24 protein-coding genes are annotated in these 25,781 nt (G+C 47.4%); 12 read left to right on the top strand and 12 right to left on the bottom strand.

The window, feature by feature from the left end; genetic code table 11:
* Positions 1–111 precede the first annotated feature (111 nt).
* On the bottom strand, positions 112–768 hold the full coding sequence (gene ompW, locus OCV29_RS11870) for an outer membrane protein OmpW (protein ID WP_073606043.1): 657 nt from the start codon (positions 766–768) through the stop codon (positions 112–114).
* A 227-nt stretch (positions 769–995) separates the two neighbouring features.
* On the opposite strand from ompW, the gene OCV29_RS11865 reads away from it, so the two are divergent.
* A complete protein-coding gene (locus OCV29_RS11865) occupies positions 996–1,382 on the top strand; it encodes an MmcQ/YjbR family DNA-binding protein (protein WP_073606042.1) in 387 nt (128 codons plus the stop codon).
* Between the two features lie 33 nt (positions 1,383–1,415).
* Here OCV29_RS11865 and OCV29_RS11860 read toward each other — a convergent pair whose 3' ends face one another.
* Both OCV29_RS11860 and OCV29_RS11855 read right to left on the bottom strand, forming a co-directional pair.
* Positions 1,416–2,525: an alkene reductase gene (locus tag OCV29_RS11860; RefSeq protein ID WP_073606041.1), complete on the bottom strand. Its 1,110-nt coding sequence runs from the start codon at positions 2,523–2,525 to the stop codon at positions 1,416–1,418.
* Between the two features lie 18 nt (positions 2,526–2,543).
* Positions 2,544–3,062, bottom strand: coding sequence for a lactoylglutathione lyase family protein (locus tag OCV29_RS11855; RefSeq protein WP_073606040.1), 519 nt, complete (start codon positions 3,060–3,062; stop codon positions 2,544–2,546).
* Positions 3,063–3,223: 161 nt separating this feature from the next.
* Between OCV29_RS11855 and OCV29_RS11850 the strand changes: the two genes are divergently transcribed.
* The 3 genes from OCV29_RS11850 to OCV29_RS11840 all read left to right on the top strand — a co-directional run bounded on the left by OCV29_RS11850 (position 3,224) and on the right by OCV29_RS11840 (position 7,184).
* On the top strand, positions 3,224–4,120 hold the full coding sequence (locus tag OCV29_RS11850; protein WP_073606039.1) for a LysR family transcriptional regulator: 897 nt from the start codon (positions 3,224–3,226) through the stop codon (positions 4,118–4,120).
* Between the two features lie 384 nt (positions 4,121–4,504).
* Complete coding sequence (locus OCV29_RS11845; protein WP_217653343.1) at positions 4,505–6,436, top strand: AGE family epimerase/isomerase; 1,932 nt, start codon at positions 4,505–4,507, stop codon at positions 6,434–6,436.
* A gap of 25 nt (positions 6,437–6,461) precedes the next feature.
* Positions 6,462–7,184 carry a DJ-1/PfpI family protein gene (locus tag OCV29_RS11840; protein ID WP_217653342.1) on the top strand — a complete coding sequence of 241 codons (723 nt, stop codon included), beginning with the start codon at positions 6,462–6,464 and terminating at the stop codon, positions 7,182–7,184.
* Positions 7,185–7,279: 95 nt separating this feature from the next.
* On the opposite strand, the gene OCV29_RS11835 is transcribed toward OCV29_RS11840, so the two are convergent.
* Positions 7,280–8,185: a LysR family transcriptional regulator gene (locus OCV29_RS11835; protein WP_073606038.1), complete on the bottom strand. Its 906-nt coding sequence runs from the start codon at positions 8,183–8,185 to the stop codon at positions 7,280–7,282.
* A gap of 117 nt (positions 8,186–8,302) precedes the next feature.
* Between OCV29_RS11835 and OCV29_RS11830 the strand changes: the two genes are divergently transcribed.
* On the top strand, positions 8,303–9,028 hold the full coding sequence (locus OCV29_RS11830; protein WP_073606037.1) for an SDR family oxidoreductase: 726 nt from the start codon (positions 8,303–8,305) through the stop codon (positions 9,026–9,028).
* A 269-nt stretch (positions 9,029–9,297) separates the two neighbouring features.
* Complete coding sequence (locus tag OCV29_RS11825) at positions 9,298–9,915, top strand: HAD family hydrolase (protein WP_073606036.1); 618 nt, start codon at positions 9,298–9,300, stop codon at positions 9,913–9,915.
* A gap of 194 nt (positions 9,916–10,109) precedes the next feature.
* Here the strand turns inward: OCV29_RS11825 and OCV29_RS11820 are convergent, their stop codons facing one another.
* Positions 10,110–10,805: a TetR/AcrR family transcriptional regulator gene (locus OCV29_RS11820; protein WP_073606035.1), complete on the bottom strand. Its 696-nt coding sequence runs from the start codon at positions 10,803–10,805 to the stop codon at positions 10,110–10,112.
* 216 nt (positions 10,806–11,021) lie between these two features.
* Here OCV29_RS11820 and OCV29_RS11815 point away from each other — a divergent pair, with 216 nt between their 5' ends.
* Positions 11,022–12,239: an MFS transporter gene (locus tag OCV29_RS11815; RefSeq protein ID WP_261887326.1), complete on the top strand. Its 1,218-nt coding sequence runs from the start codon at positions 11,022–11,024 to the stop codon at positions 12,237–12,239.
* A gap of 42 nt (positions 12,240–12,281) precedes the next feature.
* On the opposite strand, the gene OCV29_RS11810 is transcribed toward OCV29_RS11815, so the two are convergent.
* Both OCV29_RS11810 and OCV29_RS11805 read right to left on the bottom strand, forming a co-directional pair.
* Positions 12,282–13,667: a class II fumarate hydratase gene (locus OCV29_RS11810; protein ID WP_073606034.1), complete on the bottom strand. Its 1,386-nt coding sequence runs from the start codon at positions 13,665–13,667 to the stop codon at positions 12,282–12,284.
* Between the two features lie 57 nt (positions 13,668–13,724).
* The gene (locus tag OCV29_RS11805) at positions 13,725–14,099 is read right to left on the bottom strand and encodes a hypothetical protein (protein ID WP_073606033.1); all 375 of its coding nucleotides are present in this window, start codon (positions 14,097–14,099) and stop codon (positions 13,725–13,727) included.
* A gap of 131 nt (positions 14,100–14,230) precedes the next feature.
* Between OCV29_RS11805 and OCV29_RS11800 the strand changes: the two genes are divergently transcribed.
* Positions 14,231–14,869 carry a cache domain-containing protein gene (locus tag OCV29_RS11800; protein WP_073606032.1) on the top strand — a complete coding sequence of 213 codons (639 nt, stop codon included), beginning with the start codon at positions 14,231–14,233 and terminating at the stop codon, positions 14,867–14,869.
* Positions 14,870–15,119: 250 nt separating this feature from the next.
* Entirely contained in the window at positions 15,120–15,764 is a 645-nt protein-coding gene (locus tag OCV29_RS11795; RefSeq protein ID WP_073606031.1) for a TetR/AcrR family transcriptional regulator, read from the top strand.
* Between the two features lie 307 nt (positions 15,765–16,071).
* On the opposite strand, the gene OCV29_RS11790 is transcribed toward OCV29_RS11795, so the two are convergent.
* Complete coding sequence (locus OCV29_RS11790) at positions 16,072–16,905, bottom strand: NAD(P)-dependent oxidoreductase (protein ID WP_073606030.1); 834 nt, start codon at positions 16,903–16,905, stop codon at positions 16,072–16,074.
* A gap of 303 nt (positions 16,906–17,208) precedes the next feature.
* Complete coding sequence (hcp, locus tag OCV29_RS11785) at positions 17,209–18,870, bottom strand: hydroxylamine reductase (protein WP_073606029.1); 1,662 nt, start codon at positions 18,868–18,870, stop codon at positions 17,209–17,211.
* A 213-nt stretch (positions 18,871–19,083) separates the two neighbouring features.
* On the opposite strand from hcp, the gene OCV29_RS11780 reads away from it, so the two are divergent.
* Together OCV29_RS11780 and OCV29_RS11775 are read left to right on the top strand one after the other, a co-directional pair.
* The gene (locus OCV29_RS11780; protein ID WP_073606028.1) at positions 19,084–19,464 is read left to right on the top strand and encodes a nuclear transport factor 2 family protein; all 381 of its coding nucleotides are present in this window, start codon (positions 19,084–19,086) and stop codon (positions 19,462–19,464) included.
* 24 nt (positions 19,465–19,488) lie between these two features.
* Positions 19,489–19,707: a VF530 family protein gene (locus OCV29_RS11775; protein ID WP_073606027.1), complete on the top strand. Its 219-nt coding sequence runs from the start codon at positions 19,489–19,491 to the stop codon at positions 19,705–19,707.
* 143 nt (positions 19,708–19,850) lie between these two features.
* On the opposite strand, the gene OCV29_RS11770 is transcribed toward OCV29_RS11775, so the two are convergent.
* A complete protein-coding gene (locus OCV29_RS11770; RefSeq protein WP_073606026.1) occupies positions 19,851–21,731 on the bottom strand; it encodes a methyl-accepting chemotaxis protein in 1,881 nt (626 codons plus the stop codon).
* 206 nt (positions 21,732–21,937) lie between these two features.
* Positions 21,938–23,098, bottom strand: a complete 1,161-nt coding sequence (locus OCV29_RS11765) for an aminotransferase-like domain-containing protein (protein ID WP_073606025.1) — start codon at positions 23,096–23,098, stop codon at positions 21,938–21,940.
* Between the two features lie 104 nt (positions 23,099–23,202).
* Between OCV29_RS11765 and OCV29_RS11760 the strand changes: the two genes are divergently transcribed.
* On the top strand, positions 23,203–24,069 hold the full coding sequence (locus tag OCV29_RS11760; protein ID WP_073606044.1) for an AraC family transcriptional regulator: 867 nt from the start codon (positions 23,203–23,205) through the stop codon (positions 24,067–24,069).
* Positions 24,070–24,085: 16 nt separating this feature from the next.
* Here the strand turns inward: OCV29_RS11760 and norR are convergent, their stop codons facing one another.
* A complete protein-coding gene (gene norR / locus OCV29_RS11755) occupies positions 24,086–25,597 on the bottom strand; it encodes a nitric oxide reductase transcriptional regulator NorR (protein ID WP_073606024.1) in 1,512 nt (503 codons plus the stop codon).
* Between the last annotated feature and the right edge of the window lie 184 nt (positions 25,598–25,781).

Genomic DNA, 25,781 nt, shown 5'->3' with positions numbered 1-25,781 from the left:
AAGTCTGCTTTTGAATATTGAGAAAGGCCACTGAAAATCGGTGGCCTTTGCTTTTTTATCATCAGAAGTCAGTAAAATCATCAGAAGTCAGACAATCTGATTGCGGAAACATCAGAACTTATATCCGACAGAAACCATCAGGACCACGGGATCAATGCTGATATCAGTGGAATGACTTGTGGTGACACCGCCCGAAGTGAATTTATAAGTCGCGGTGGTATCAATATCTGCATACCAGAGTGACGCATTGACAGACCAGGTTTCATCCAGCTGGTAGTCGAAACCAATGTTTGCAGCCAGTCCCAGTGAATCATCCAGAGACAAATCAGATAACCCTGCCGCAGATCCCGTTCCGTTGAATTTTTCGTCAAAGAATACGGTATAATTCAGACCGAGGCCGGCGTAAGGACGAAATGTTGCATCAGGTTCGCCAAAATAGTATTCAGCCATCAGCGTGGGTGGCAGATGCTTGGTTTTGCCAATATCTCCCAGACCTGCAAGATTGGTGGACACATCATGGGAGAAAGGGGTTGCTGCAAGGAGTTCCACACTGATGTTATCCGTGACCATATAACCGAAGGTCAGACCCAGCTGAGTATTTGTATTGACCTGAAGTTCCTTATCTGACCCGAGAATTTTGTCACTGCTGTCATTGGGAATAACTGAAGCGAGTCCTGCTCGCATAAAGAAATCACCTTCCTGATGTGCCATGACATTTGCAGAGATGAGCGAGGCAAGGAGTGTAAGACCGTAAAGTGTTTTTTTCATTATAGATTTCCTTTTTTTGGGGCGAATAAGCTACTTTACTGGTCACGGAATGTAACACATAAAAACCCCATAGTTTTGATGGAAATCAATTTGAAAAAAATAGTTAAATAATTGATCTTAAACTTTAATTAGAATCATTATTTTTTGTAATTTGAATGTAATATGGTGTGGATGTATCAGAAAATATGTGAATTTTGTCACACCAGATGTCACTCAAGGGAAGCCAGATGACCTACGACGAATTCAATCAGTTTTGCAGTGAACTCCCGGCAACCACGCATGTGGTGCAATGGCGGGGTGCCCATGTCTGGAAAATCGGCGGGAAAGTCTTCGCCATTGGCGCTCAGGGGCCGGAAGGTTTACCTGCGGTAACCTTTAAAGCGTCCGGCTTAAATTTTGAGTTTTTAAGTGACCATGAAGGGTATCGCCCGGCTCCATATTTTGCCAGCCGGGGAATGAAGTGGATTCAGCAGCCTGACGGCAACGCAGCGTACGATGAAGAACTCCGCTATTATCTGCGCGAGTCTTACCGTATTGTTGCGTCCGGGTTGTCGAAAACAAAACAGCGGGCGCTGGGCGTATTTCAGGTGTCTGCTTCAGACGTTCGGGGATAATTTGTTTACCCTCCTGAACCCGGGCTCATCGTATTACATGTTGTGTGACGGATTGTACGGTGGATAATCAGTCAGACCATGTTCTCCGCCACCGAAGAGTGTCCCGGCATCGTGGGTAGCTAACGGAAAGTTGTGTTTAAGCCGGTCTGGTAAGTCCGGATTGGCAATAAACGGACGTCCGAAGCCAATCATATCGGCATGCCCTGCTTTGAGCGTCGCTTCTGCTTTTTCCGCAGTATAACGGCCCGCATAAATTAAAGTGCCTTCATAAGCGTCCCTGACAGCGATCCTGAATGACAATGGTGTTTCCGGTGCATCATCCCAATCAACTTCCGCAATATGAAGATAAGCAATCTGACAGGTGTTCATCAGTTTCGCAGCCTCTGTATATGTCAGCGCGGGATTACTGTCAATCGTGCCATTCAGAGAGGTAAACGGAGCCAGGCGAACACCAACCCTGTCAGCACCAATCGCACGGGTTACGGCGGTCACAACTTCCGCCAGAAAGCGCAGCCGGTTTTCCAGTGAGCCGCCATATTCATCATGACGCTGATTGGAACCTGAGTCGATGAACTGATTAATCAGATAGCCATTGGCGGCGTGCAATTCTATGCCATCAAAGCCTGCATCCACTGCATTAAGGGCGGCTTGCCTATACTCTTCAATGACTTGCTTTATATCATTTTTTTTCATTTCTCTCGGCGTCACGACGTCCACAAAACCGGGGGCTTGAGTGCCGTTGTCGACAAAGACCTGAACATTTTCTGCCTTGATAGCAGAAGCCGAAATGGGTTGTTCACCACCGGTATTATCCGGATGAGTAACGCGGCCAACATGCCAGAGCTGAGCGAAGATAACCCCACCTTTGTCATGAACGGCTTTGGTCACCTTTTTCCATCCCTCAATCTGTTGTGCAGTATAGATTCCGGGTGTCCACGCATACCCCTGACCAAGGGCGGAAATCTGAGTGCCTTCGGCAATAATTAATCCGGCGCTGGCTCGTTGTGCATAATATTTTGCCATCATGTCATTGGCTATATTTCCGGGTTGTGAGGCCCGCGACCGTGTCATCGGCGGCATGACTATCCGGTTTTTGAGTGTAACATGGCCCAGTTGAATGGGTTGAAAAAGCGCATGTGTCATAAGTTTTTCCTCTGAAAATCAGGCGCCATATGCACCGCTGGAATAATGAAGCTCGTAGCTGTGGCTGTATATCTCTATGATATTACCAAATGGGTCTTCCATATAAATCATACGGTATGGCTTTTCTCCGGGGTAATAATAGCGGGGGGCTTTCATCCGCTTTTTCCCGCCAGCGGCAACAATTTTTTCTGCCAGTTCTTCCAGATTCGGATCCTGAACAGAGAAGTGAAAGACGCCGGTTTTCCAGTATTCAAAATTATTTTCGGGTTGTTGCTGATTGTTGAACTCAAACAGTTCAATCCCGATCCGATCGCCGGTTGATAAATGGGCGATACGAAATTTTCTCCAGTTTACTCCGAATACATCGGAGCACATCTCGCCAATTGCTGAATTGTCTTCAGTGATTTCTGTCGCTGGCATAATTAAATACCAGCCAAGCACTTTCGTATAAAACTTAACAGCTGCATCAAGATCCGGAACCGAGATACCAATATGAGAAAAGGTTTTTGGGTATGTTTCAGATACAGTGACCATCATGGTTGTCCTTCTGGTTGAAATACATCTTTCTTCCGGGTCATAAAAGTCACATCAGACGGCAAGCCCGGAAACGGAGCTATCATAAGGGAGTCTTTGATGTGCTTGAAATTATCATTATTTCTCATTATGATAATTTTTTGTTATGAAAAGTATCATCTGCCATGTTGAATCCGCTCTGGCTCCATACATTCAAGACCTTGATAGAAACAGGTCACTTCACTCAAACTGCAAAAAAACTCCATATGACTCAGCCCGGTGTGAGTCAGCATGTGAAGAAACTGGAAAGTGCATGTGGTCATTCATTAATCCGTCGGGAAAATAAGAGCTTTGAACTGACTGAGCAGGGACGAATGGTCTACGAATATGCGTTAAAAACGGCCCGGGATGAGGCAGATTTGATTGAGTGTCTGAGTTTTGATAATCCTACAGCCGGAAAGTGTATTTTATCCTGTTCCGGCTCTCTGGTGCTGTCTCTGTATCCGCATCTCCTCGCAATGCAGCAGCATTCTCCGGAGTTACAGATCTATCTTGAAGCCGCACCAAACCATAAAATTTTGCACGATATTCAAGCCGGTATCACTGATCTGGGTGTGGTGACATATATGCCGAACAGCAGCTTTTTTCAAAGTGAGCTGATAGGCGAAGACGCTCTCTGTCTTGTTTTACCCAGATGTTATCAGGGGCAGCCGTTGACGGCTGAAATCTTATGCCGTTGTGGTTTGATTGATCACCCGGATGCCATGCATTATCTGACAGTTTTTCTTGATATGTGCGGAGAACCGGAACTGGCAGAGATTAACCCCGAAATGCTGCTGAAGTCGGGTTATATTAACCAACTGAATCAGATATTGTTGCCAGTGGCTAAAGGACTCGGGTTTACGGTTTTACCGCAAAGCGCGGTAGAAAATTTTCCGGGGAAAGATGAAATTTACGTGGTTTCAACCAGAAAACCAGTTCTGGAAACACTTTATCTGGTCCATCTGCGTAACCGGAATTTACCTCGCCGCTATCAAACAATCTATGAATTATTTTCCCGGATTCTGGCAACAGAAGAATAGACGCCAACAATCTTAAATCATGCCTCAACAGGTTGTTCAGTATCAATCTGTTGATGTTATAAAAATTAATTATCATCATAATAATAAATAATTATTTTAATATTTAAATTGTGTAATTTATTATTGTGCCGGTTACATTAAATAAAATTACTTAGCGTGAGATGATAATTATAAAAATCATCTGAGTTGTTTTATTTTTTAGTGGCTGAATTTTTTCATTTCTGGCTTCTTAAATTATCTGGATGTTATTCAGTTGTATTTTTCTGATTCTGAAATATGTTGATATTGACATGTCTGTAATATGTGTGGGGTCATTTTATCCAGAGAATATAGAAGTTTATCATTATTCTATATTTAATTAATATATTTAAAGGAAATTTACGAATGTTAAGGAATAAAATTTCTTTATTTTTTATGGCTATTTCATTTTCTTCTCTGAGTTTAGCTGATAGTCCTCATGAAAAATTAACGAATCATTCTTCTGGATATACAATTCATCAACCGGAGATTCATCAGTATTCGGCTTTCTCTGAATTAATTTCAGGATATATTACACATTATGATCAAAGTAATAAAATTATATCGATTCAAACTGAACAGGGGATAGTCTATAAAGTTTTAATTGATGAAAATGCGTATGCAGAAATAGTGCATAATCTCGGGGATAAATTTAATAATGCAACACCATATTTGGAAAAAATGTTGACAAATGGCCGGTTTATGTATGCTTACGGAATATGTTATCCACAAGGTAAGAGATATAATTTAGCAGCCAAACATATCGTTTTTTCAGCCGATCAAGATAATCAATATGTCTTTGAACGTCCGGACTGGTGGCAACATCAAATCAGTCAGTTGGCTGACTTCTATCTTGACGCTCAATTTGCTAACGGCGTCATTGATTACAGTAAGTACCGGACGAATCTATCTCTTGAAGGCAGAAAAAAAGGCGATGGTATTCAGGAAGCCGCGACATTATCCCGGTTAGTTTATGGTTTTGCTACCGCATATATGATGACAGGTCACGATAAATACTGGCAGGCGGCGAAGAAAGGAAGCCTCTATCTGAGGCAGCACTTTAAATCTGAAAAGAATGGCAATACCTTTTGGTATCATGCCATCGATGTGAACCAGCACCAAAAAATGGTGAGTTCAGCTTTTTCTGATGATTATGATGCCATTCCTGCATATGAACAGATTTATGATTTAGCCGGTTTAGTTCAGACATACCGTATTAGTGGCGATCCGGCTATTCTGCAGGATGTAAAAGAGACACTGGAATTATTTGATCAAAAATTCAAAGATCATAGCCAGAAAGGCGGTTATTTTTCTCATATTGATTCACAGACTTTCAGTCCGCATGCGAAGTCTCTTGGCGATAACCAAAATAAGAAAAACTGGAATTCAGTCGGTGATCATGCACCTGCATATCTGATTAACCTCTGGCTTGCTACCGGAGAGAAAAAATACGCGGATATGCTGGAAGATACGTTCGATACCATTGTTAAACATTTTCCATCGAATACCCAGAGTCCGTTTGTGAATGAACGGTTTGATGAAGACTGGCATGTTGATAAAACGTATAAATGGCAAAAAGACTCAGCTGTGGTCGGGCATAATTTAAAAATAGCCTGGAATTTAATGCGGATGAACTCTTTAAATGCTAAACCAGAATATAAACGTCTGGCTGAAAATATCGCAGACAAAATGCCGGTATATGGATTAGATAAACTACGGGGTGGCTGGTACGATGTGATTGACAGAGAACTGAAGGGGCAAGAAAAATTTCACCGTTTTGCATTTCATGACAGAAAAGCATGGTGGCAGCAAGAGCAGGGGATCCTGGCTTATTTAATTTTAGCCGGAACGACCGGAAGTTCTGATTATTTAAAATTAGCCCGTGAGTCCTTATCTTTTTATAATGCCTGGTTCCTGGATAAAGAAAATGGGGGTGTTTATTTTAATGTTCTGGCGGACGGAAACCCTTATCTTTTAGGTGCTGAGCGGAATAAAGGTAGCCATTCTATGTCTGGTTATCATGCCTTTGAATTGGCATATCTTTCTGCTGTATATAATAAATTACTGATATTAAAACAACCAATGGATTTATATTTTAAACCACAGTCTGATGGTTTAAATCATGCTCTGCTCCGTGTTCAGCCAGATATATTACCCAAGGATCGTGTGAAAATAGAAAATGTCTGGCTCAATGGTGTGCCTTATCATGATTTCAATCCAACCCAGCTAACGGTCAGCCTTCCTCAGGGACTGCATGATATTCAGGTCAAAGTAAGACTTGTTCCCACTAATATTTAAATCACAATAACTCAGAGTCTATATCATGAATAAATTATCGTTTTTATTATGTAGCTGTCTGCTGTTTGGTTTCTGTCTCACCCAGAGCCGTGCTATTGCTCAGAAATGTGTTGATCCGGCTGGTGAAATAACCGTCACGGAGAATGTTCCGGGCGTACAGGGTATGGTCAAAGGGAAAATCGGTGTATTGATCGAAGAACATTTCGATGAAGCTGAACTGGCCGGATTTCAGCAGTTTTTTCCTGAAAATGGTTATCAGGTTGAGTTTATTTCTTATTTATGGGGGCACGATAAACTCACATTTACCGGGAATGATCACCGGGCTCAGGTCATTGTGAGTACGGATATTACAAAAATTAATCTGGATGAATATGACGGAATTATCCTGATTGGTGGATATGCAATGGACCGGTTGAGATATGAAACTCATCTGGATGATGATGGCCGTTCAACGGCACCCGCAGTCCGGTTTTTACGACAGGTTGTGCAAACAGACAGAATTAAAATCGGTACCATTTGTCACTCTTTATGGCTGTTTACGGCCGCGCCAGATTTACTGAAAGGGAAAAAGGTGACATCAGCCTTGAATATTGTATCTGATGTCCGGAATGCCGGGGGGGTATTGCAGGTTCATGATCACCAGCCGGTAGATATTTATGTGGATGGCAATTTAATTTCTGCAAAACATCCGGCAGTGTTAAATTTGTTTATGACCACATTTTTGAATGAATTAAATCGTCGCCATTGATTCAGTCGTTGAAGCGGTAATTCACCATTGTATAAAGGTATCCTTTGCTGAGGATACCTGTGTCACAGCTTCTGCAGAAGTGTACAGCAACTGATTTATGCCTTCAGATGTTTGACCAAATATTGCCAGACACTTTCGACAGCCCGGCTGCGTTGTGATTTTCTGAAACCGATCAGATGAATCGGTGCACTATCCGGGTGCTGCCAGTCCGTCAGTACCTGAACCAAACGGCCCGATGCAATTTCTTCCCGGACAACCTGTGGCGTGATCATCATGATCCCTAAACCGGCACATGCCATATCCGTCAGAGCCCGGCTGTTATCCGTGGTAATTGCAGCTTTGACCTGAACTGAGTATGTCTCTTTTTCCGGTTGATAAAAGGCCCAGTGATGACCGGCTATGTGGCTGTTTTTAAAAGCCAGACATTGGTGCTGACTCAAATCATCCGGTGTTTTCGGCTGACCATAACGCGTCAGGTATTCCGGTGAGGCATACCAGCACCACGTAATTTGACCGATCTGTTTCGCGATCAGTGAGGAGTCAGGCAGAGTGCCTGTCCTTAATGCGATATCCACGCCTTCAGCCAGCATATCCACTGGTTCGTCATTGAAGCTGATGTCCAGTTCAATGGCTGGCATGCGCAGGCGAATTTCCGCCAGTAGTGGCACCAGGCAGGATTGTCCCAGCATGATGCCGGTGCTGATCCGGACTTTACCGGCGGGCTGGGCATGCACCTGTTCTTTCAGGCGGTCCACACGGGTTACGATGTCCGGCAGTGTGCGGGTCTGTTCTGCCAGTGCTAACCCGAATTCTGTGATGGTCAACCGGCGGGTCGAGCGCTTAAATAATGCCTGACCTAAGGTTTCTTCGAGTTGCTGAATTTTCTTGCTGACAGAGGATCTCGGCAGGTTGAGCTGACTGGCCGCTGCCTGAAAACTGCCTTTTTCAACCACAACCAGAAAAATCTGAATCTGTGGTAATGACTGATAAACCGGGTTCATTAATTGGTTCTCTTTTGGAAACAATAAATTCACTTATTGTAGACTAATTGAAAGTAAAAAATCGCGCTAATCTGTCTGTGTTCAAAAGAAACATGCATCAGAAACGGAGTATTAATCATGAATGCGTATACATTGGTGACAGGCGGAACCAGCGGTATTGGCTTTGCTGCCGCAGAAAAACTGATTGAGGAAGGCCGTCAGGTCATTATTACCGGACAGAATCGCGCCCGGCTGGAAGCCGCTGCTGAAAAGCTGGGTTGTATGGGAGTGGTGGCAAATAGTGGTGATACAGATTCAGTCAGAGCACTGGCAAAGCAGCTCCGTGACGACAATATTCGCTTAAACGGTTTGGTGTTAAATGCTGGCGTATTTATCCCGGCTGGTTTTGAAGAGACAACCGAAGCCAGTTATGACGAGACATTTGCAGTGAATACCAAGGGGCCATTTTTTACCTTGCAGGCGCTGCTTCCTTGTCTTGAAAATCCTTGTGCAGTGGTGTTTGTCTCGACGATTGCGGTGGATAAAGGATTTACGGGATGCGCCAGTTATGCGGCCAGCAAAGCCGCTGCCGAAGCATTTGTCCGGGTGGCGAATATTGAACTCGCTCCCCGTGGTATCCGGATAAATGTGTTGCGTCCGGGGGTGACGGCCACACCGATTCAGGACAAGGCCGGTATCAGTGATTCCGACAAACAAGCCTTATTTAATCACATGGAAACGATGGCATTAGGCCGGGTGCTGACGGCCAGCGACCATGCCGGTACGATTTCATATCTGCTTTCAGATGCATCCATTGCAATGCGTCATGCAGTGATTCAGGTCGATGGCGGATACGTTTTGTAAGATTCGCTTGTCGTAAAGGGTACGACACAGGACAGTCAATGAGAGAACAGCTGGCGCTATAACCCATCAATATCAGCGCGCGGTTCTCTCTTGTCTGGCTGATATTAATGGGTGTCCGATAATTCAGCTGTATTTTGCGTCTGCTCTGGCAATTCAGCTACATCTTGGTTTTTATACATATGTATGAGTTTTTGTTGATATTTTGACTTATCGTCAGAGACTTGAACGATAGGTTTTTGTCAGATTACTGTGGCGGGTAAGGAGTTGTGATGGCGTCAGAGCAGATTAAGAATGTTGTGTTTGATATCGGTAATGTTATTGTCCGCTGGTCTCCGGTTGAGATCATCCGGCTGACATTTGGGTCTGCCGTATCTCCTGAATCAATGGCTCAATCCATATTTCAAAGCCCTGTCTGGTTAAACCTGAACAAGGGGCTTATTTCTGAAACAGAAGCAAAACTTCAGTATCAGCAGGCGCATTACTTGTCGGCTGAAGAGTGTGAGCGGCTGTTTTACTATGTGAAGCATACCCAACTGCTGATCTACGGTTCCACAGACTTACTTAAACGTGTGAAAAATGCCGGATATGGCGTTTACGCACTGACCGATAATGTGAAAGAAATTGTCAGTTACCTGAAAATGACATATGACTTTTGGGAACTGTTTGACGGTACAACGGTGTCTGCCAGTGTCGGGCTTTTGAAGCCTCAGCCTGAAATCTATCAGTTGCTGCTGTCACAGTATGGCCTGGTTGCAGCTGAAACGGTATTTATTGATGATATGCCACACAACGTTGCCGGTGCCAGAGCTGCTGGAATTTCAGCAATTCAGTTTGAAAATGCTACTCAGTGTGAGCAAGACTTAAAGATGCTCGGGCTGTCTTTCTAGAACGTGTTTATTTTTCATCGCCGTTCCTGCTGGAGGCTATTTTTTACTCTGGCAAGGCGGCAAAGTCTTTGCCATTGATGCCAAAGGCGCGGATGAGCAACCTGCATTTTCTCTTTCAGCTGACTGGCATGCCCGTTCAAACCGCGATCCCGGTCATCTCTGGTTACGACAAATGCTGTTCTCAGCTGCCAGCGCTAAACCGCCAACGCCAAACTTGACGGAATCGCATCAAACGCTTCCTCAATCCGAATGATCAGCCTTTCCAGACCACCCTCACCACGGTCTGCATCTTTGCCTGCTCCTCTGCCTGCGACCCAGTTGCTGGCACCACACCGCCAGGCACTGAGGACCAACTCCCCCAGCATCCGGAAACGCACATCTTCCCGGCAGTCCCGGACCAGTTTTTCGCTCAGCGTTTCGAGCAGTTGACGCTGTGCTTTGAGTGATGCAGCTTCGGAATGATCGTACAATACAGAGCCGCCGGCATGTGCGACCACATAGCGGGTGAGCAGATACCTTGCTGTCCAGTCCGGCGGCATATGGTGCAGTGAAGTGATCAGTGTTTCCCGGAGAAAAGTCAGCAGATTGCCCTGAATATCCAGAGCTTCAACCTGTGCGATATAAGTCAGCCAAAGCTCTGTTTCGGCAGCAATCGCCACGTCCTCTTTCGAAGCGAAGTAGCGGAAAAATGTTCGTTTGGAAACCTCAACCTGATCGACTAGTTCATCCAGTGTCGTGGCTGAATAGCCCTTTTCAGAAAACAGTTGTAGTGCGGCATCCGCAAGGGCGCGCTGAGTTCTCTGTTTTTTTCTTTCTCTGAGTGGCAGCAAATCTGTGGATTGCTTATCTGTGGATTGCTTATCTGCGGAGTGTTTAGCTTCAGGCGACATATTTCATCACAAGTTCAGGATCAGAAGCGCAATGATAGCATTAAATATCCTGGAATGAAGTGACATCAGATGTAATGTGTCTTCACGTGGGACTTGCTCTTAAATGAAAACAACTCCAAGTGAAAATAGCCTCTAAATGAAAAATGCCACTAATTGACATTTTGTGAGCTATCCATATACACTGTTTCCCGTGTTTGTATTTCCGGGAGAGATGTCGTGTCAAAAATAATTGTTAATGAAACCAGCTGCGATAAAGGGCCGTTGCCTTATCGCACTGTGCTGGTATTGCTGTTACTCGCTTCCATGCTCACCGTTATGGCTGGCGCAATCATTACGCCAGTCGTGGAAGTGATGCGGGGTGATCTTAAAATCGACGGGACGGCTGCCGGGCTGATTCTGACGATGCATGGTTTGGTTATTGCGGTCAGCAGCCCACTGGCAGGCTGGCTGATTGATCGGTGGGGGAGGTGTGTTCCGCTGGCAGCCGGGTTGGTGATGTATGGTCTTGCCGGAGGGGCTGGGGTGTTTGCTGAAAGTTATCAGGCATTGATTGCCAGCCGGATCATCTTTGGCCTGGGTGCGGCACTGGTTTTCACCGGGACCACGGTCGCGATGCTGGCGCTTTACCGGGGGACACTGCGGGATCGTGTGATGGGATGGCGAACCACCGCAACCAGTATTGGCGGGGTGATTTTTCCGTTGATTGGCGGCGGGCTGGCGACCTTAATGTCATGGCATGCTGCCTTTGGTGTTTACCTGATCGGTTTGCCGATTGGGATTGCGGTGCTGGCGATGATGCCGGCTTCTCAGGAGAAAGCGCAGAAAAGTACCCGTCAACAGGGTGACGCCATGCTAACTCTGTTACGACAACCGGCATTGACCGGCATTTTCTTTTTGGTGATTGTTCAGGCTGTCATGTTGTATGCACTGGCCGTTTTTCTGCCGCAGCGTCTGGCAGAGCTCGGTTATCAGATGCCTGTTGTCGCTTCTCTTTATATGGCGCTGATGTCTGGCACGTCGAGTGTCATCGGTGCTTATTTTGGCAGGTTGCGGCAACGCTGGTCTTATCTGGCTTTATTGCGTTGGACTGCTGTCGCGTGGGTTGGGGCATTTCTGCTGCTGGGTTTATCCGGTGATTTATGGCTGCTTGCGGTGGGTAGTGCCATCACTGGGATCAGTAATGCACTGGCTTTTTCCACTACCTCGGTGATGGTCGCGGATTTCGTGCCGGAAAAAGTGTTGGGCCGGGCCATGGCGGTGTTCAGTACCTGCATGTTTCTCGGGCAGTTTCTTTCCCCCGTCCTTCTGGGGGCCCTGATTGAACAAACATCCCTCACCACGGGTTATCTCATGTTATCCGGTGGTGCTACCCTGATTCTGACTGTGTTGCTGCTGATGCGTCAGGAACGAAAATTGACGGAAAAGGCCCTTTGAATGGATCAAGAGCCTTCCCCGGAGAGAAAGAACCAAGCCGTTTTATTCAGCCAGACCACCGTGAGTCAGTTTTTCCGGATCCAGTAGTGCTTCGAGTGTCTCTCTTGGCAGATCGGTCTCTTCTTCCGCAACATCGAGAATCGCCCGGCCTTCCTGATAGGCTTTTTTCGCAATAGCAGCCGCTTTCAGATAACCAATCACCGGGTTCAGTGCGGTGACCAGTATCGGATTTTTTTTCAGAGGCGCTTCAACCTGTTCATGCCTGACCTGAAAAGTGGCAATCGCCTGATCTGCCAGCGCGATTGCACTCTGGCTTAACAAATGAATGCTCTCAGAAATATTGTACGCGATGACCGGCAGCATCACGTTCAGCTGAAAGTTTCCGGATTGTCCGGCGATGGTGACCGTGGTGTCATTGCCGATCACCTGTGCTGCCGCCATCGCAACAGCTTCAGGAATCACCGGGTTCACTTTCCCCGGCATGATGGAAGAGCCGGGCTGTAGAGCCTGCAACTCTATCTCTCCTAATCCGGCCAGTGGTCCGGAATTCATCCAGCGCAGATCGTTTGCGATTTTCATCATGGCAACAGCCGTGGTTTTTAATTGTCCGGACAGGGCGACTGTGGTGTCCTGACTACTGAGATTAAAAAAGTAGTTATTGCTGGTGGTAAAATCTGTGCCGGTGATTTGTGATAACTGGCTGGCAAACTGACCGGCAAATTCCGGATGGGCATTAATGCCGGTACCAACGGCAGTCCCCCCCTGAGCCAGCGCTTTGATAGCAGGTAATTGCTGACGGATAGCCTGTGCTGCGTGGTCAATTTGATGTTGCCATCCGCTGAGTTCCTGGGCAAAGCTGATAGGCATGGCATCCATCAGGTGTGTTCTGCCGGTTTTGATCACAGATGTGAGTGTTCGCTGTTTGGCTCCGATGATTTCACTCAGGTGTTGCAATGCCGGTAGTAACTGTTGTTCAACAGATAATGTTGCGCTGACCTGAATTGCCGTGGGGATGACATCATTACTGCTCTGTCCCATGTTGACATGATCATTGGGACTGACCGTGGCGCCTGATGCGCGGCTCGCGAGTGTAGCCAGTACTTCATTCATATTCATGTTTGAGCTGGTGCCTGAACCGGTCTGAAAAACACTGACCGGGAAATGACTCAGGTGCCTGCCATCGATAATTTCCTGTGCGGCGTCACAGATAGCGACGGCAATATCCCCCTCTAATAACCCAAGTTGTGTATTGGTTGTTGCTGCCGCCTGCTTAATCAGGGCCAATGCCTGTATAAAATCTTCGGGCATCACATGATGACTGAGATGAAAATTATCGGCTGCCCGTTGTGTTTGTGCCTGATACAGCGCGTCTTCAGGGACCTGAATGGTGCCCATACTATCGGTTTCGGTTCTGTATGATTGAGTCATGGTATTGTCCTTTTGTTTCTTATCAGCTGTTTTTGTTATTCAGGTAAAAAGTTGGATTTATGGAAGCTGGCAGGATTGCAGGATTCTTTTCAGGGCGAAATACTTATCCATGCCATGTTCAAACCCGATATAAAAGCGTTGTAAACCGGAAAGAGGAATATAGATGGTGTCAAGGCAGGCCTGACGAAAGACCGGGCTTCTGTCCGGGTCAGAAATCGCGCTGATCATGTGCAGATAGACCTGCTTTAAAAACAGTTCACATAACAGTGTGTTTTCTGCAAAGGAATCCTGATCATGATAATTTGCAAGCTGTTTTCCCCAATGCGCATAATCGCTCACGATATCGGCTTCGTAGCCCTCTGGACACCGCTGTTGCAAAAAGCGGGACTGCGACTTAAAGAAGGCATTGTAAAGTGAGGTTTGGTCAGACATGGCGCGCACTCTCTGTAAAATCCTGATTAGGATAATAATGAAAATCATTATCATTTACAATTTATTCAACTCGCATATTGCGAAATACCGCCTATCATCAATGTATCTGATTTCAACAGAGATGTGCTGATATGGTCAATCGATTGCAATGGAATCATCTCCCCAAAACGACCCCGTTATTCGCCATTTCTCTGGTTCTTTTGTTGATGTTGGTCTGCTTTTATACCTTGCATATATTGCGTGTTTCGCTGATTGAAGCCAGAAAACATGAAGTGAATACCGTGTTGTCAATGGCAAAACACTACAGTGCAGGGGTGATCAGTCAGGAGCAGGCCGGAGAGCTGACTCTTGAAGAAGCCGAACAACAGCTGGTTGATTTTTTATCCGGGCTCCGTGACGGAAAATCCAGATATGTGTGGGCAAATGACGGCAATGCGTTTGCCCGTGTGCATGTCAGGCCACATGTTTTGGGGCGGTTTCAAAAATCTTACACAAGGGATATGTCTTTACTACAGGAACAGGACCCGGTTTTTATTGTGACGACAAACGTTAAGCCGGGTGATGATGTGCGTGTGCTTAAAATTAACGGGGTCACCCGAATCCCTGTCTGGAACTGGACCGTGGGGTTTGGCATTTATATGGACGAATTCAACACCGGGTACTGGCATCATGCCGGACGGATTATTCTTGCATTTGCTGGTGTTATTTTTGCGTTAATTCTGATGTTCTGGTGGTTATTTCGTAAACGGGATGACAGTCTCACTGACTGAAATCTCTGACCAGTCATGATGGATTTTTTCAATTTTAATTTTATGTTCATTCAGCATGGTCAGTCACTTTGTAACTGCTAAGGTGATTTGATGATGCGACAATGCATACTGCGCTGTTTGTGCGCCGGACAAATCTCACTGAAAGTCGCATCTTTATGTTATTTCGGGAAATATTGACTTGTTCAGCCTTTAGCCAATATAGGAGAAATGATATATTAGTGTCCTCTTTCTTTTACATACCCATCGTTATATGAGTGTCAAAAATTGCACCAAGAGGGCACCTAAAGGCCGTCCGAGAGCGGATGAAGTTCAGGCCCGGGCAGAAAAATTGCTGGATGTTGCCACTGAAGTGTTTCTTGAGTCCGGATTTGAACGGGCAAAGGTTGCCGATATTGTCCGGCGGGCCGGGGCGTCGAAGAGTTCGATCTATTCCCGGTATCCAACCAAAAAAGCACTGTTTGAAGCCGTTATTTCAAGAAAAATCACACAGCTCGATCAGCAAATGGCCGACAGTTTATCTTCCAGTCAGTCTATTCCTGTTATGCTCAAAAGTTTTGGTCTGAGCTTGTTTGAAACCGTGTTTAGTCTGGAACTGCGATCCTTATTTAAGGTCGTGATTTCAGAAGCATCTTCTTTTCCGGAACTGGCAGAAAACTTTTGGCAGGCCGGACCTAAATATACGGTGTATGCACTTGCGGCTGTACTCAGTGACAATCAAGATTTTACCGCCGACAATTCCGTTCAGGCCGCTGACTTTTTTATCTCCATGTGTATCGGAACACCACTGCTTAAGGCAAATCTGAGACCGGATTTTATTTTCTCTGAGGAGGAAATTCACACCCGTTTAAATCATGCGATTGATATCTTCACCTCGGTTTATACCTCTGTTGGCTAGGGCGTGTTTATTTTTGCGGCGGTATATGGTTACAGAGGTATATAGGCTAAAAGGTGCGTTGGTATGTTGTGTTCACTTTGGGTGCCATCGATTTATAAAAGGTGAAATGGCTATAAAAGATGCACCGGATATAAAATGTTCACTGCAGGGAAAAGATTCACCGGCCTGCGTCATGTAAGAGTCAGGGCTGATTCAGTCATTATACCGGGGGGGATACAAAAGTTGAATCAGCCCTGAAAAGCAGGTGGCAGTATCGACCAACTGATCACGATCTCGGCGATACTTTTACCTCGAAGGGACTTTTACCTCAAACGCCGTAGTTATTTTGCTCGCCTGAGACGGTCCAGTGTTTGTGGATCAGCCGCTGGTTTTCCGTTTCATCGACGATTGCCAGTGCTAAATCTGGCAGGTCAATCCCGGACGGAATCCCGTTTTTGAAGATCATAAAATCGACACCGAGCTCATACTGACCGGTTCCCGGCCCCGGACGATACATCCATGGTGGTGAAAGAAAGCTCCACTGAAAACTGCTCTTATCTTCAAACAGTTCCAGAGCAATCCGGCAACCCTCCAGTAAGGGAACCTTGCGCCAGTCTTTGATACATTCTTCCAGAAACGGGTCACTTGCTCCGGGAGCAATACTTCCGTTTTCTTTTCTGTCTGCGGCTTCAAAGAAGAAAGTTTCACCGGTAATCTCGCCCAGCCAGCGTAAATGTGCTGGCGGCTGAACGCCGAAATACCAGGTCGGGAAACGGGGATCATCAAACATTTGTAAGCCCGGTTTGACATACAGGCTGGCTGCGCCGCCGACATAGATGAAGTAAGGCACTTCAGCGTCGCGCACGGCTTTAATCATCGAGCGCGTGCCTTCAATTTGCAGATAATAGACACTGAGATCAACGGCATGTCCGCCGGAAAAAACAGAGACCACGACATCGTGTCCCTGAAGTACATTGGTTAATTCTGACGTGTGTAAAATATCGAGCTGAACATTGCTCAGCCCAGACTGAGCCGGCACTTTATCTGCGTCGATTGAAATACCTGTGACAGCGTGACCACGTTGAAGTAACTGCTCAACGACTGCCTGTCCACCCATTCCGCTGTGTCCGATCACAGCGACTTTCATATTTTTTTTAGCCATCACTTACTGCCGTTTTTTATTGTCAGATCGAAGATGAAAGACTGAACTTTTTAAGCAACTATCTTTTTATTATGGATTTTGTTAATAATAGTACCAATGGGTATCATTATTTAAATTGTCAGGGATCAGCGGGTAAAAGTCAATAAAAAGTACCGGGGAGTTTGATTTGCAAAGCAAACTCATTTGTTGAGCGGGATAAACCGGGAAGTGATTTCAGAACCTGACGGGCGGGCAATGGAGAAGCGGTTGACATTGATTTTCAGGCAGTGACAGGGGCGTCACTGCCTGTTTTCTGTATTTCAATCAGGCGGAGAGCATTGTCTCCATGTCGGTTTGCACATCACCAATCAAGCGTAAATCAAACCGGTCCTGCAGTGCCTGCAGCAGGTTATCGGTTAAGAATGGCGGGGCGGTCGGACCGGCATAAATGCCGCGGATATCCAGCGAAAACAGCGTCAGCAGAATCGCAATCGCTTTCTGTTCAAACCACGACAGGACCAGTGTCAGTGGCAGATCGTTTACCCCACAGTCGAAAGTTTCTGCCAGTGCCAGTGCGAGCCGGATGGCTGAATAAGCGTCGTTACACTGACCCACATCCAGCAGGCGCGGAATACCGTGAATGTCACCGAAATCAAATTTATTAAAGCGATACTTCCCGCAGGCCAGCGTCAGAATCACGGAATCATCCGGTGCCTGACGGGCAAAATCGGTGCAGTAACTGCGCTCTGATTTGTCTCCGTCACAGCCGCCGATCAGGAAGAAATGACGGATATTACCCGCCTGAATCTGTTCAATCACTGCCGGGGCTGCCTGCATCAGTGCATCATGGCCGAAGCCGGTGGTGATCAGATGCTCCGGTTCATCCGCAGTAAAGCCCGGTTGTTGCAGCGCACATGCGATCACCGCACTGAAATCATCGCCCTCAATATGTTGGACACCCGGCCAGCCAACGATGCTGCGGGTAAAAAGACGGTCAGCATATTCGCCGGTATTTGGATCGAGCAGGCAATTGGATGTCATCACAATCGCACCGGGGAACTGTGCAAACTCTTCCTGCTGGTTTTGCCATGCACCGCCGTAATTCCCCGCCAGATGCGGGTATTTTTTCAGTTCGGGATAAGCATGTGCAGGCAGCATTTCACCATTGGTGTAAACGTGAATGCCGCTGCCCTGCGTCTGTTCGAGAATCTTTTGCAGGTCATGCAGGTCATGGCCTGACACCAGAATACATTTTCCGGCGATGGGGTTGACGTTCACCTGAGTCGGTTGTGGATGGCCGAACGTTTCAGTTTCTCCTTTATCCAGCAGTACCATAATTTTAAAGTTTAGCTGGCCGATCTGCATGGCCGTTTCAAACAGCCGGTCATTGTCTTTTGGATCTGTGCCGAGCCAGGCCATGATTTGATGATATTCATGATAGATTTCCCGATCGGTCTGGCCCAGTACACGGGCATGTTCCATATAAGCTGCAACCCCTTTGATACCATAAAGACACAGCAGGCGCAGGCCGATGGTGTCTTCACTGACGGTCTGCTTGCCCCGGTTGACCGCGGTTTGCTCTGCAATGCGCAAAATGTCCTGATAGTTATCCGGCAGACGGAACAGGGCGGCTTTGCTGACGGTTTCAATGAGCTCGCCACGGGCCGTTGCGGCTTTTTCAACCGCGCAGGCCAGCCGGTCACGATAAGCCTGAGTCTGACGGGCAAATTCAAGAATCCGGGCCGGATCAAAGTTGACATTGGTCAGGGTGGAGAAGAACGCCTTCGGTGCCCACTGGTCTATTTCATCATCAATTATCTGATAGCGACGGCCCTGAGTGGCCCAGAACGATAAACCTTCCAGTAAAAAGACCAATACATCCTGCAAATCAGAAACTTCAGCCGTTTTTCCGCACAGACCTGCGGCATAAGCACAGCCATTGGCATCTGGTCTGCGGATTGTTTGTTCACATTGTGCACAAAACATTGAGTACTCCCTGGTTTTTTGTTGAACGGTTGTCCGCTCATCGGCGGTTGTGACGACGGCGGTGTCGAATACATTGACATGCTGAGTTACAGGATTTGTGCCATTTTATATCTGACTGATTTATAATGGTTTTAATTCTGTTTGACCGATAGAGTGATGTCATTTGTACATCACTGTGATGTACAAATGACATCATTGAACCAAGGAGAAATCATGACACCAAAGGACATTGTGCTGGCGTTTTGGGACGCCATGAAAACCAATGATTTTGCAGCAGCGGCGCAGTGGCTGAGTCCTGACTTTGAAGGATTCTGGCCACAGTCAGGTGAACTGACGATCGGGCGGGATAACTTTACTGCTATCAATGCATTTTATCCGGCCCATGGCACATGGATATTTGATATCAATTCAATCGTTTGTGAGGGCTCAACGGTTGTGACCGATGTCTCTGTGACCGATGGCGTGCAAAAAGCGCGTGCAATCACCTTCCATACCGTAGAAAATGGCCTGATTCGCCGGCAAAAAGAGTTCTGGCCGGACGATTTTACAGCACCTGACTGGAGAGCCAAATGGGTGAAAGTTTGTCATGATTGAGCATTTGATGAAGGAAACCGTTGCATGAGCCAAGAGCAGCCGAATAACCCGTTACATGGCCTGACGCTTGAAAAAATTCTGACCCGTTTAGTAGAGCACTATAGCTGGTCCGGTTTATATGAGGAGATCCGGGTTAACTGCTTCGGGAATCATCCTTCGATTAAATCATCTTTAAAGTTCCTGCGCAGAACTCAATGGGCGCGGGATCAGGTTGAATCCCTGTATATTCAGACGTTTTGCTGAATACCGGATCCCGCTCAGCGTGGGTCTCGCTGCTTTAACCGCGAAAGGTTATATCAATAGCGAAAAGCTATATAAACAGCGAAAAGCTATATTAATAGTGAGACGCTATATAAACAGCGAACAGTTATATGAATAGTGAAAAATTATAACTGAAACACTGCCAGTTCCTGGCGCTGCTGACTTGCCATTGCAGACAAATCGGTCGCTGCCGCCAGTGTTTCTTTCATCGCATCCACATTTTCATTCACCGATATGAAGGTCGCTTCCGTCACATGTGAAATATCATTGGTCACACTGACCTGCTCCAGTGCGGCGGTGGCCATGATCGTATTAATATCTGACATGGAATGTACCACATCGGAAATATCACTGAATGATGCTTTGACCTGATCCACGATGTCGACCGACTTTTGAATCAGGGCAACATTTTGCGCCATATTCTGACAGGCCTGACCCGACTGATGCTGTAACTTCTCAATCAGGTGGCGGATATCATCTGTTGACGCCTGTGTCTTGGACGCAAGGTCTCTGACTTCATCGGCGACCACGGCAAATCCGCGGCCTTGTTCCCCTGCGCGGGCAGCTTCAATCGCCGCGTTTAGTGCCAGCAAATTCGTCTGTTCTGAAATTTTATTAATCACATCGGTAATCGAACCGATCTCACCGGCAAACTGCTTCAGTTCTTCCATCAGCTGCGCGGTTTCAGTCGCTGAGCGATTCACCTGATGATTCATTTCGATATTCTGTGCCAGCATTTTCTGCCCGTGGGCCACATAGCCGAGGGCTTTTTTCGCCTCAATTTCTGCAGCACTCGCTTGCTGGCTGACCTCCTGAGATGTGGATGACAGCTGATTAATGGCCGTGGAAATCTGCTCGACCTGAACCAGCTCAGCGCGGGCATTTTCCTGCGTGTTGGCAATCACCTGATTGAGTTGGGCAGAGGAGCTTGCCACCTGTTCAGAGATGACATATGAGTTTTGAATCAGGCTGCGGATATGCCGGGATAGATTGGTCAGCGAGCTGTAAATACCTGTGGCATGACTGGTGCCGGGAAACGCTTGTCTCAGATCCCCCTGCGCCATGATTTCCATATAAGCTGCAATATCTTTCGGTGCACCACCAACCGGATGAAGTACTGTTTTTTGCAGGGTATATAGCATCAGCATGATAGAAATGATCACAGCGCTCAGGCCGATAGTCATTGAACTGATCAACTGTCGGTTGGCATCTTTATAGATGTCTTCATCGTAGATAAAAGAAACGTAATTCCATTGTGCGATATGCAGCTTGCCCCAAAAGGCGGTAAAATCTACCGGTTGACCGCTGATATCGATGGTATAAGACATCTCCGGTTTATCCTGACTGAAGTTGCGGTAAAACGGGCGCACTTCGAACATATTTTTACCGGTATACTCAGGGTAAGGGGAAGCCAGAATGGTGCCGGTTTGTGTGTACACAAACTGATTCTCATTTTTTGAAATCTCTCCCAGTATGGCGTAAGCATAAACGGCGGTCAGCACCGCAATGTGTGGATTGAGCCGGTAGGCAACGGCAATCACCTGTTTACCGCTGCGGGATGAGCTAAACGGAGGACTGATAAAATAAGGCTGGCCGTCTTCATACAGTGCCTTGTAATACCCGCGCCCGAGCAATCTGACATTGGCCGGTATTTTTTTTCCGTTCTGCGCATAAAAAGAGCCATCTTCGGTAAACAGGCCAATGGTATCTGCTGTGCCATGTTGTTCGCGATAGAGTACATTCAGCTGCTCGGTTGCACGTGCAGAAAGCTGGCCGTCCCGGATATCATTCAGGTGAATATCGACTGCAGACAACTGACTTTTAATCTCTTCCAGCCTTGCCGTTAACCGGATATCAATCAGCTCATTTTGCTGTCTCAAAATGGCTTTATTCAGCCTGACACTGTTGGATTGGTAGTCCTGATAATTAAATACCGTTAAAAGGGCGACAACGATGACAATCACTGCGCTCATCATCCCGGCGACCTGAAATTTAAATTTGTTCATCTTACACCTTCCCGAAAAGTGGTTGAGTTTTTGATCCTGACGGGGAACTCAACTGGTTGTGACTATTGTTTGCTTAAGCTTTTCACTGATCGTTTTCCGGTAATAGGTGGGATCACTGCCGGAATCCCTTTATTTCGATGAAAAAGATCCGGACTTTGGAACTTATTCCCATGCTTCACATGGGAATAAACAGGACGTGGTTTTGTTTATACGGTTAAAAATGCTTTCAGTGTTTGGGACAGGCAACTAACCGCGCGGATTAGCGCTTCTTCAGTTGAATTGGTGAAATTCAGCCGCAGGCCCGGTTGGATCTGATCTGAATTCGCCGGATAAAACACCGGGCTTGGGACCACGGCGACACCATGGGCGAGCATTTGCGCTGCCAGCGCAAACGGGTCGCATGCCGGTAGCGTGACCCAGACGAACATGCCGCCATTGACGGGGCTGACCGTGCAGCCTGCCGGCAGTTGTTCCCGTAACTGTGTATATAAAACCTCATAGCGGGACTGATAGAGCTGACGCATCCGCGCCAGATGTTTCGCGAACCCCTCATGTTGCAACAGGCCAAGGAGCAATACCTGCATTGGTACACTGGTATGCAGGTCGGCCCCCTGTTTGACTTTGATCATCGGCTGGATGAATTGACTTTGACCGGTGACAACGCCAAGGCGCATGCCCGGCGAGGCGATTTTGGAAAAAGAACGCAGCACAATCGAGCAGTCCGGGCAGAACTGAGACACGTAAGGCTGTGTGTCCCCGCTGAAGCGGAGCTCGCGGTAAGGTGCGTCTTCAACCAGCGTGACCTGATATTGGAGACACAGCGCTGCAACTTTCTTCCGGGTTTCCAGAGACCAGCAAACCCCGGTTGGATTATGAAAATCCGGCACGGCGTAAAACAGTTTGGGTGATTGCGTGGCAAAGTGATGTTCGAGTGCTTCCAGATCCGGCCCGTTTTTTGTCTGGCTGACGGTCAGAATATTGGCCTGTACCAGCCCGAACACCTGCATGGCACCCAGATAGCCGGGTGATTCCATCACAATTGAATCGCCGGGGTTGATATACGCCCGTGCCAGTAGATCCAGCCCTTGCTGAGAGCCGGTGCAGACCAGTGCGTCATGATTTTCCGGAAGAGAAAAATAGCCGGATAAAAACGTCAGCAGCGGCGCATAACCGGCGGTTTGTTCATACTGAAATACTTCGGGCATCTCTGCCAGCTTGATCAGGGTCGGTTGCATTAAATCGATCGGAAAGGTTGCCTGATCAGGCAAACCACCCGCCAGTGAAATGACATTGCTGTCACTGGCAGCGCTGAGTATTTCCCGGATGTAAGAGGACTGCATTTGTTGAAGCGAAGTTGCGGTTTTCATGTTGTGCTCGTTTGTTTGATGTATTCATACGAGCATATCGCGGGTTGCATGAAAATGTTTGTCCGTTTATGCTGATAAAATTGTCCATTTATGCTTTTTCGCTCATGAACTCACAGCATACTTCACGGATTAACGATGTGATCTTTTATATCCATCAGGATATCAGCCGTGAGCTGCCCGCAGCAAAACTGGCTGAAATAGCCGCTTATTCTGAGCAGCATTTTCACCGGATTTTTAAACAGACGGTGGGGGAGTCCGTCCATCAGTATATTCGCCGTACACGGATGGAATATGCCGCTAACCAGCTGATGTTTGATATCACGTCCCCGGTGCTGGACATTGGGCACCAGTGTGGATTTAACTCTCTGTCTTCGTTCAGCCGTGCATTTAAGGCGACTTTTGGTATGTCGCCGGGAGCGTGGCGCAAACATGATATTCAGCACAATCAGAGGCCTTATCTGAAGAATGCCGAAATTGCGGAGGGTTATACCCGTGTGGCAAAACGGGGCATTCCGTCTCCCAAAGTGCTTGATCTTCAGCCGAGGCAGGTGGCTTATGTTCGCCATACCGGATATGACCGTTCAATAAAAAATGCCTGGCTGCTGCTCAAAACATGGGCGAATGCTGAGCAGCGGAGTTTTTCGGTGCAGTATGGCCTGCACCATTCCAACCCGGCCTGGGTGGCACTGGAGAAATGCCGCTACGTGGCCTGTATTGAAATCGACCGGCCGGTACAGTGCCGGAGTGTCGTGAACCAGCTGACCATTCCCGGTGGCCCCCATGCGGTGTTTCGTTTGCATGGCCGGTACGGAGAATTACTGCCACAAATCAGTTTGATTCTGGAACAGTGGCTGCCGGCATCCGGGCTGAAAATGGCCGCAACCCCGGCTTATGTGCATTATCTGCAAAACCATTTTCTGGCCGCAGATGAACTGTTTGAACTGGATTTTTGTCTGCCGTTGCAGTTTTGAATTCCGGTTGACCTGCTCAGGTCAGTCCCAGCTTTTTCCCCAGACGGTACAGATTGCCCCGGTCGACCTTGAGACTGCGGGCCGCTTGTGCCCAAACGCCCTGATTTTCCGCCAGTGCCTGCTGAATCAGCTGTTTCTGATAACGGTTCATCGCATCATTTAACGACGGTGAATCATCCGTGTGATTTTCAATCTGCACATGCAGGCTTTCATCCAGCTCAGACAGCGTAATCATACTTTGGCTCCGGCCGACAGTTTTGAGAGCTGCGCGGGTTAAAGTATGTTCCAGCTGGCGGATATTCCCCGGCCAGTGGTATTGGTTCAGTACCGCCAGTGCTTCTGCCGATAACTGCAGGGCCGGGCTGTGAAACTGCTGACTCAGGAGAGTAAGAAAGTGATGACATAGCAGTTCTGTATCGCCTTTTCTGTCCCGCAGGGGCGGAACATGCAGCGGGAATATGTTCAGCCGGTGGAATAAGTCGGCCCGGAACTGACCGGTTTCCACGGCTTGTTGCAGGTTTCGGTTGGTTGCTGCAATCAGGCGGACATTGACAATTTTACTGCGATCGCTGCCAACGCGTTGTAATTCTCCCTGCTGAATCACGCGCAGGAGTTTGGCTTGTAAACTGAGCGGCAGCTCGCCGATTTCATCTAAAAACAGCGTGCCCTGATCGGCCAGCTCAAATTTACCGCTGCGTTCTGATGTTGCCCCGGTAAATGCCCCTTTCACATGGCCGAACAGTTCACTCTCTGCCAGATGTTCCGGCAGGGCAGCACAGTTGACGCGAATCATCGGGTGATCATTACGCTGTGATTTTTCATGAATCCGGTTGGCGACCAGTTCTTTCCCGGTGCCGGTTTCACCGCTGATCAATACCGTGAGATCGCTCATCGCCACCAGATCGATATTGGCTTTGAGTTCACAGATAGCCGGACTTTGTCCAGTCATCCGCGGCGTTTGAGCCTGTGCTTCTTTGAGCAGCATTTTTGTCAGTTTGCGCTGATGTGAGTTGGCCTGTTGCAGCTGTTCCCATTGCTGGCGGTTACGCAGTGTTGCTGCGGCGAGCGCGGCAACGGTTTCAACAGTCACATCGCTGATGCCATCAAACCGGCCGGGTTCACTGGCATCCAGCGTCAGCGCACCGACCAGGGTTTGCTCCACATACAGGCTGCATCCCATGCAGGAGTGAACATGATCCTGCTGACCAGCGCTGAGCAATAAGCCATCAAACGGGTCCGGCAGTTCGCAGTCGGCTGCAAACCGCACACACTGGCGGCTGGCGAGAATCGCTTGCAAACGGGGATGTTCGGCCACGTTAAAGCGGCGGCTGGTGAGCTGTGGGGACAGTCCGCTGACCGCAACCGGCACCAGTGCTTGTTTTTCATTGAAGATAAACAGCGCGCAGGCATCACACGGAAAAACACGCTGGATAGATTCAATCAGCTTTTGGTGGTGGATATCGCTGGTCAGCGCCTGGCTGAGCATCAGTGATATTTCGAGCAGCAGGTGGTCAATTGCCTGAGACATGAAAAGTGAATCCCGGTACAGATACAAGATGATGTCATATTTACATCATCTGGTAAGCCGGGCAATCCGGGAGTCGGGTTTCATTGATTCAGGTCAGGTTTGGTATTTTTTATTTCTGTTCCTTAAGCCAGAACTCCGGATTTTTTGTCTGCCGTTACAGTTTTGAGTTGACAGGTGAACAGGC

The sequence above is a fragment of the Vibrio aerogenes genome (assembly GCF_024346755.1).
In the GTDB taxonomy this organism is placed as follows: Bacteria; Pseudomonadota; Gammaproteobacteria; order Enterobacterales; family Vibrionaceae; genus Vibrio; species Vibrio aerogenes.
This window is presented reverse-complemented; position numbering and strand designations above follow the sequence as displayed.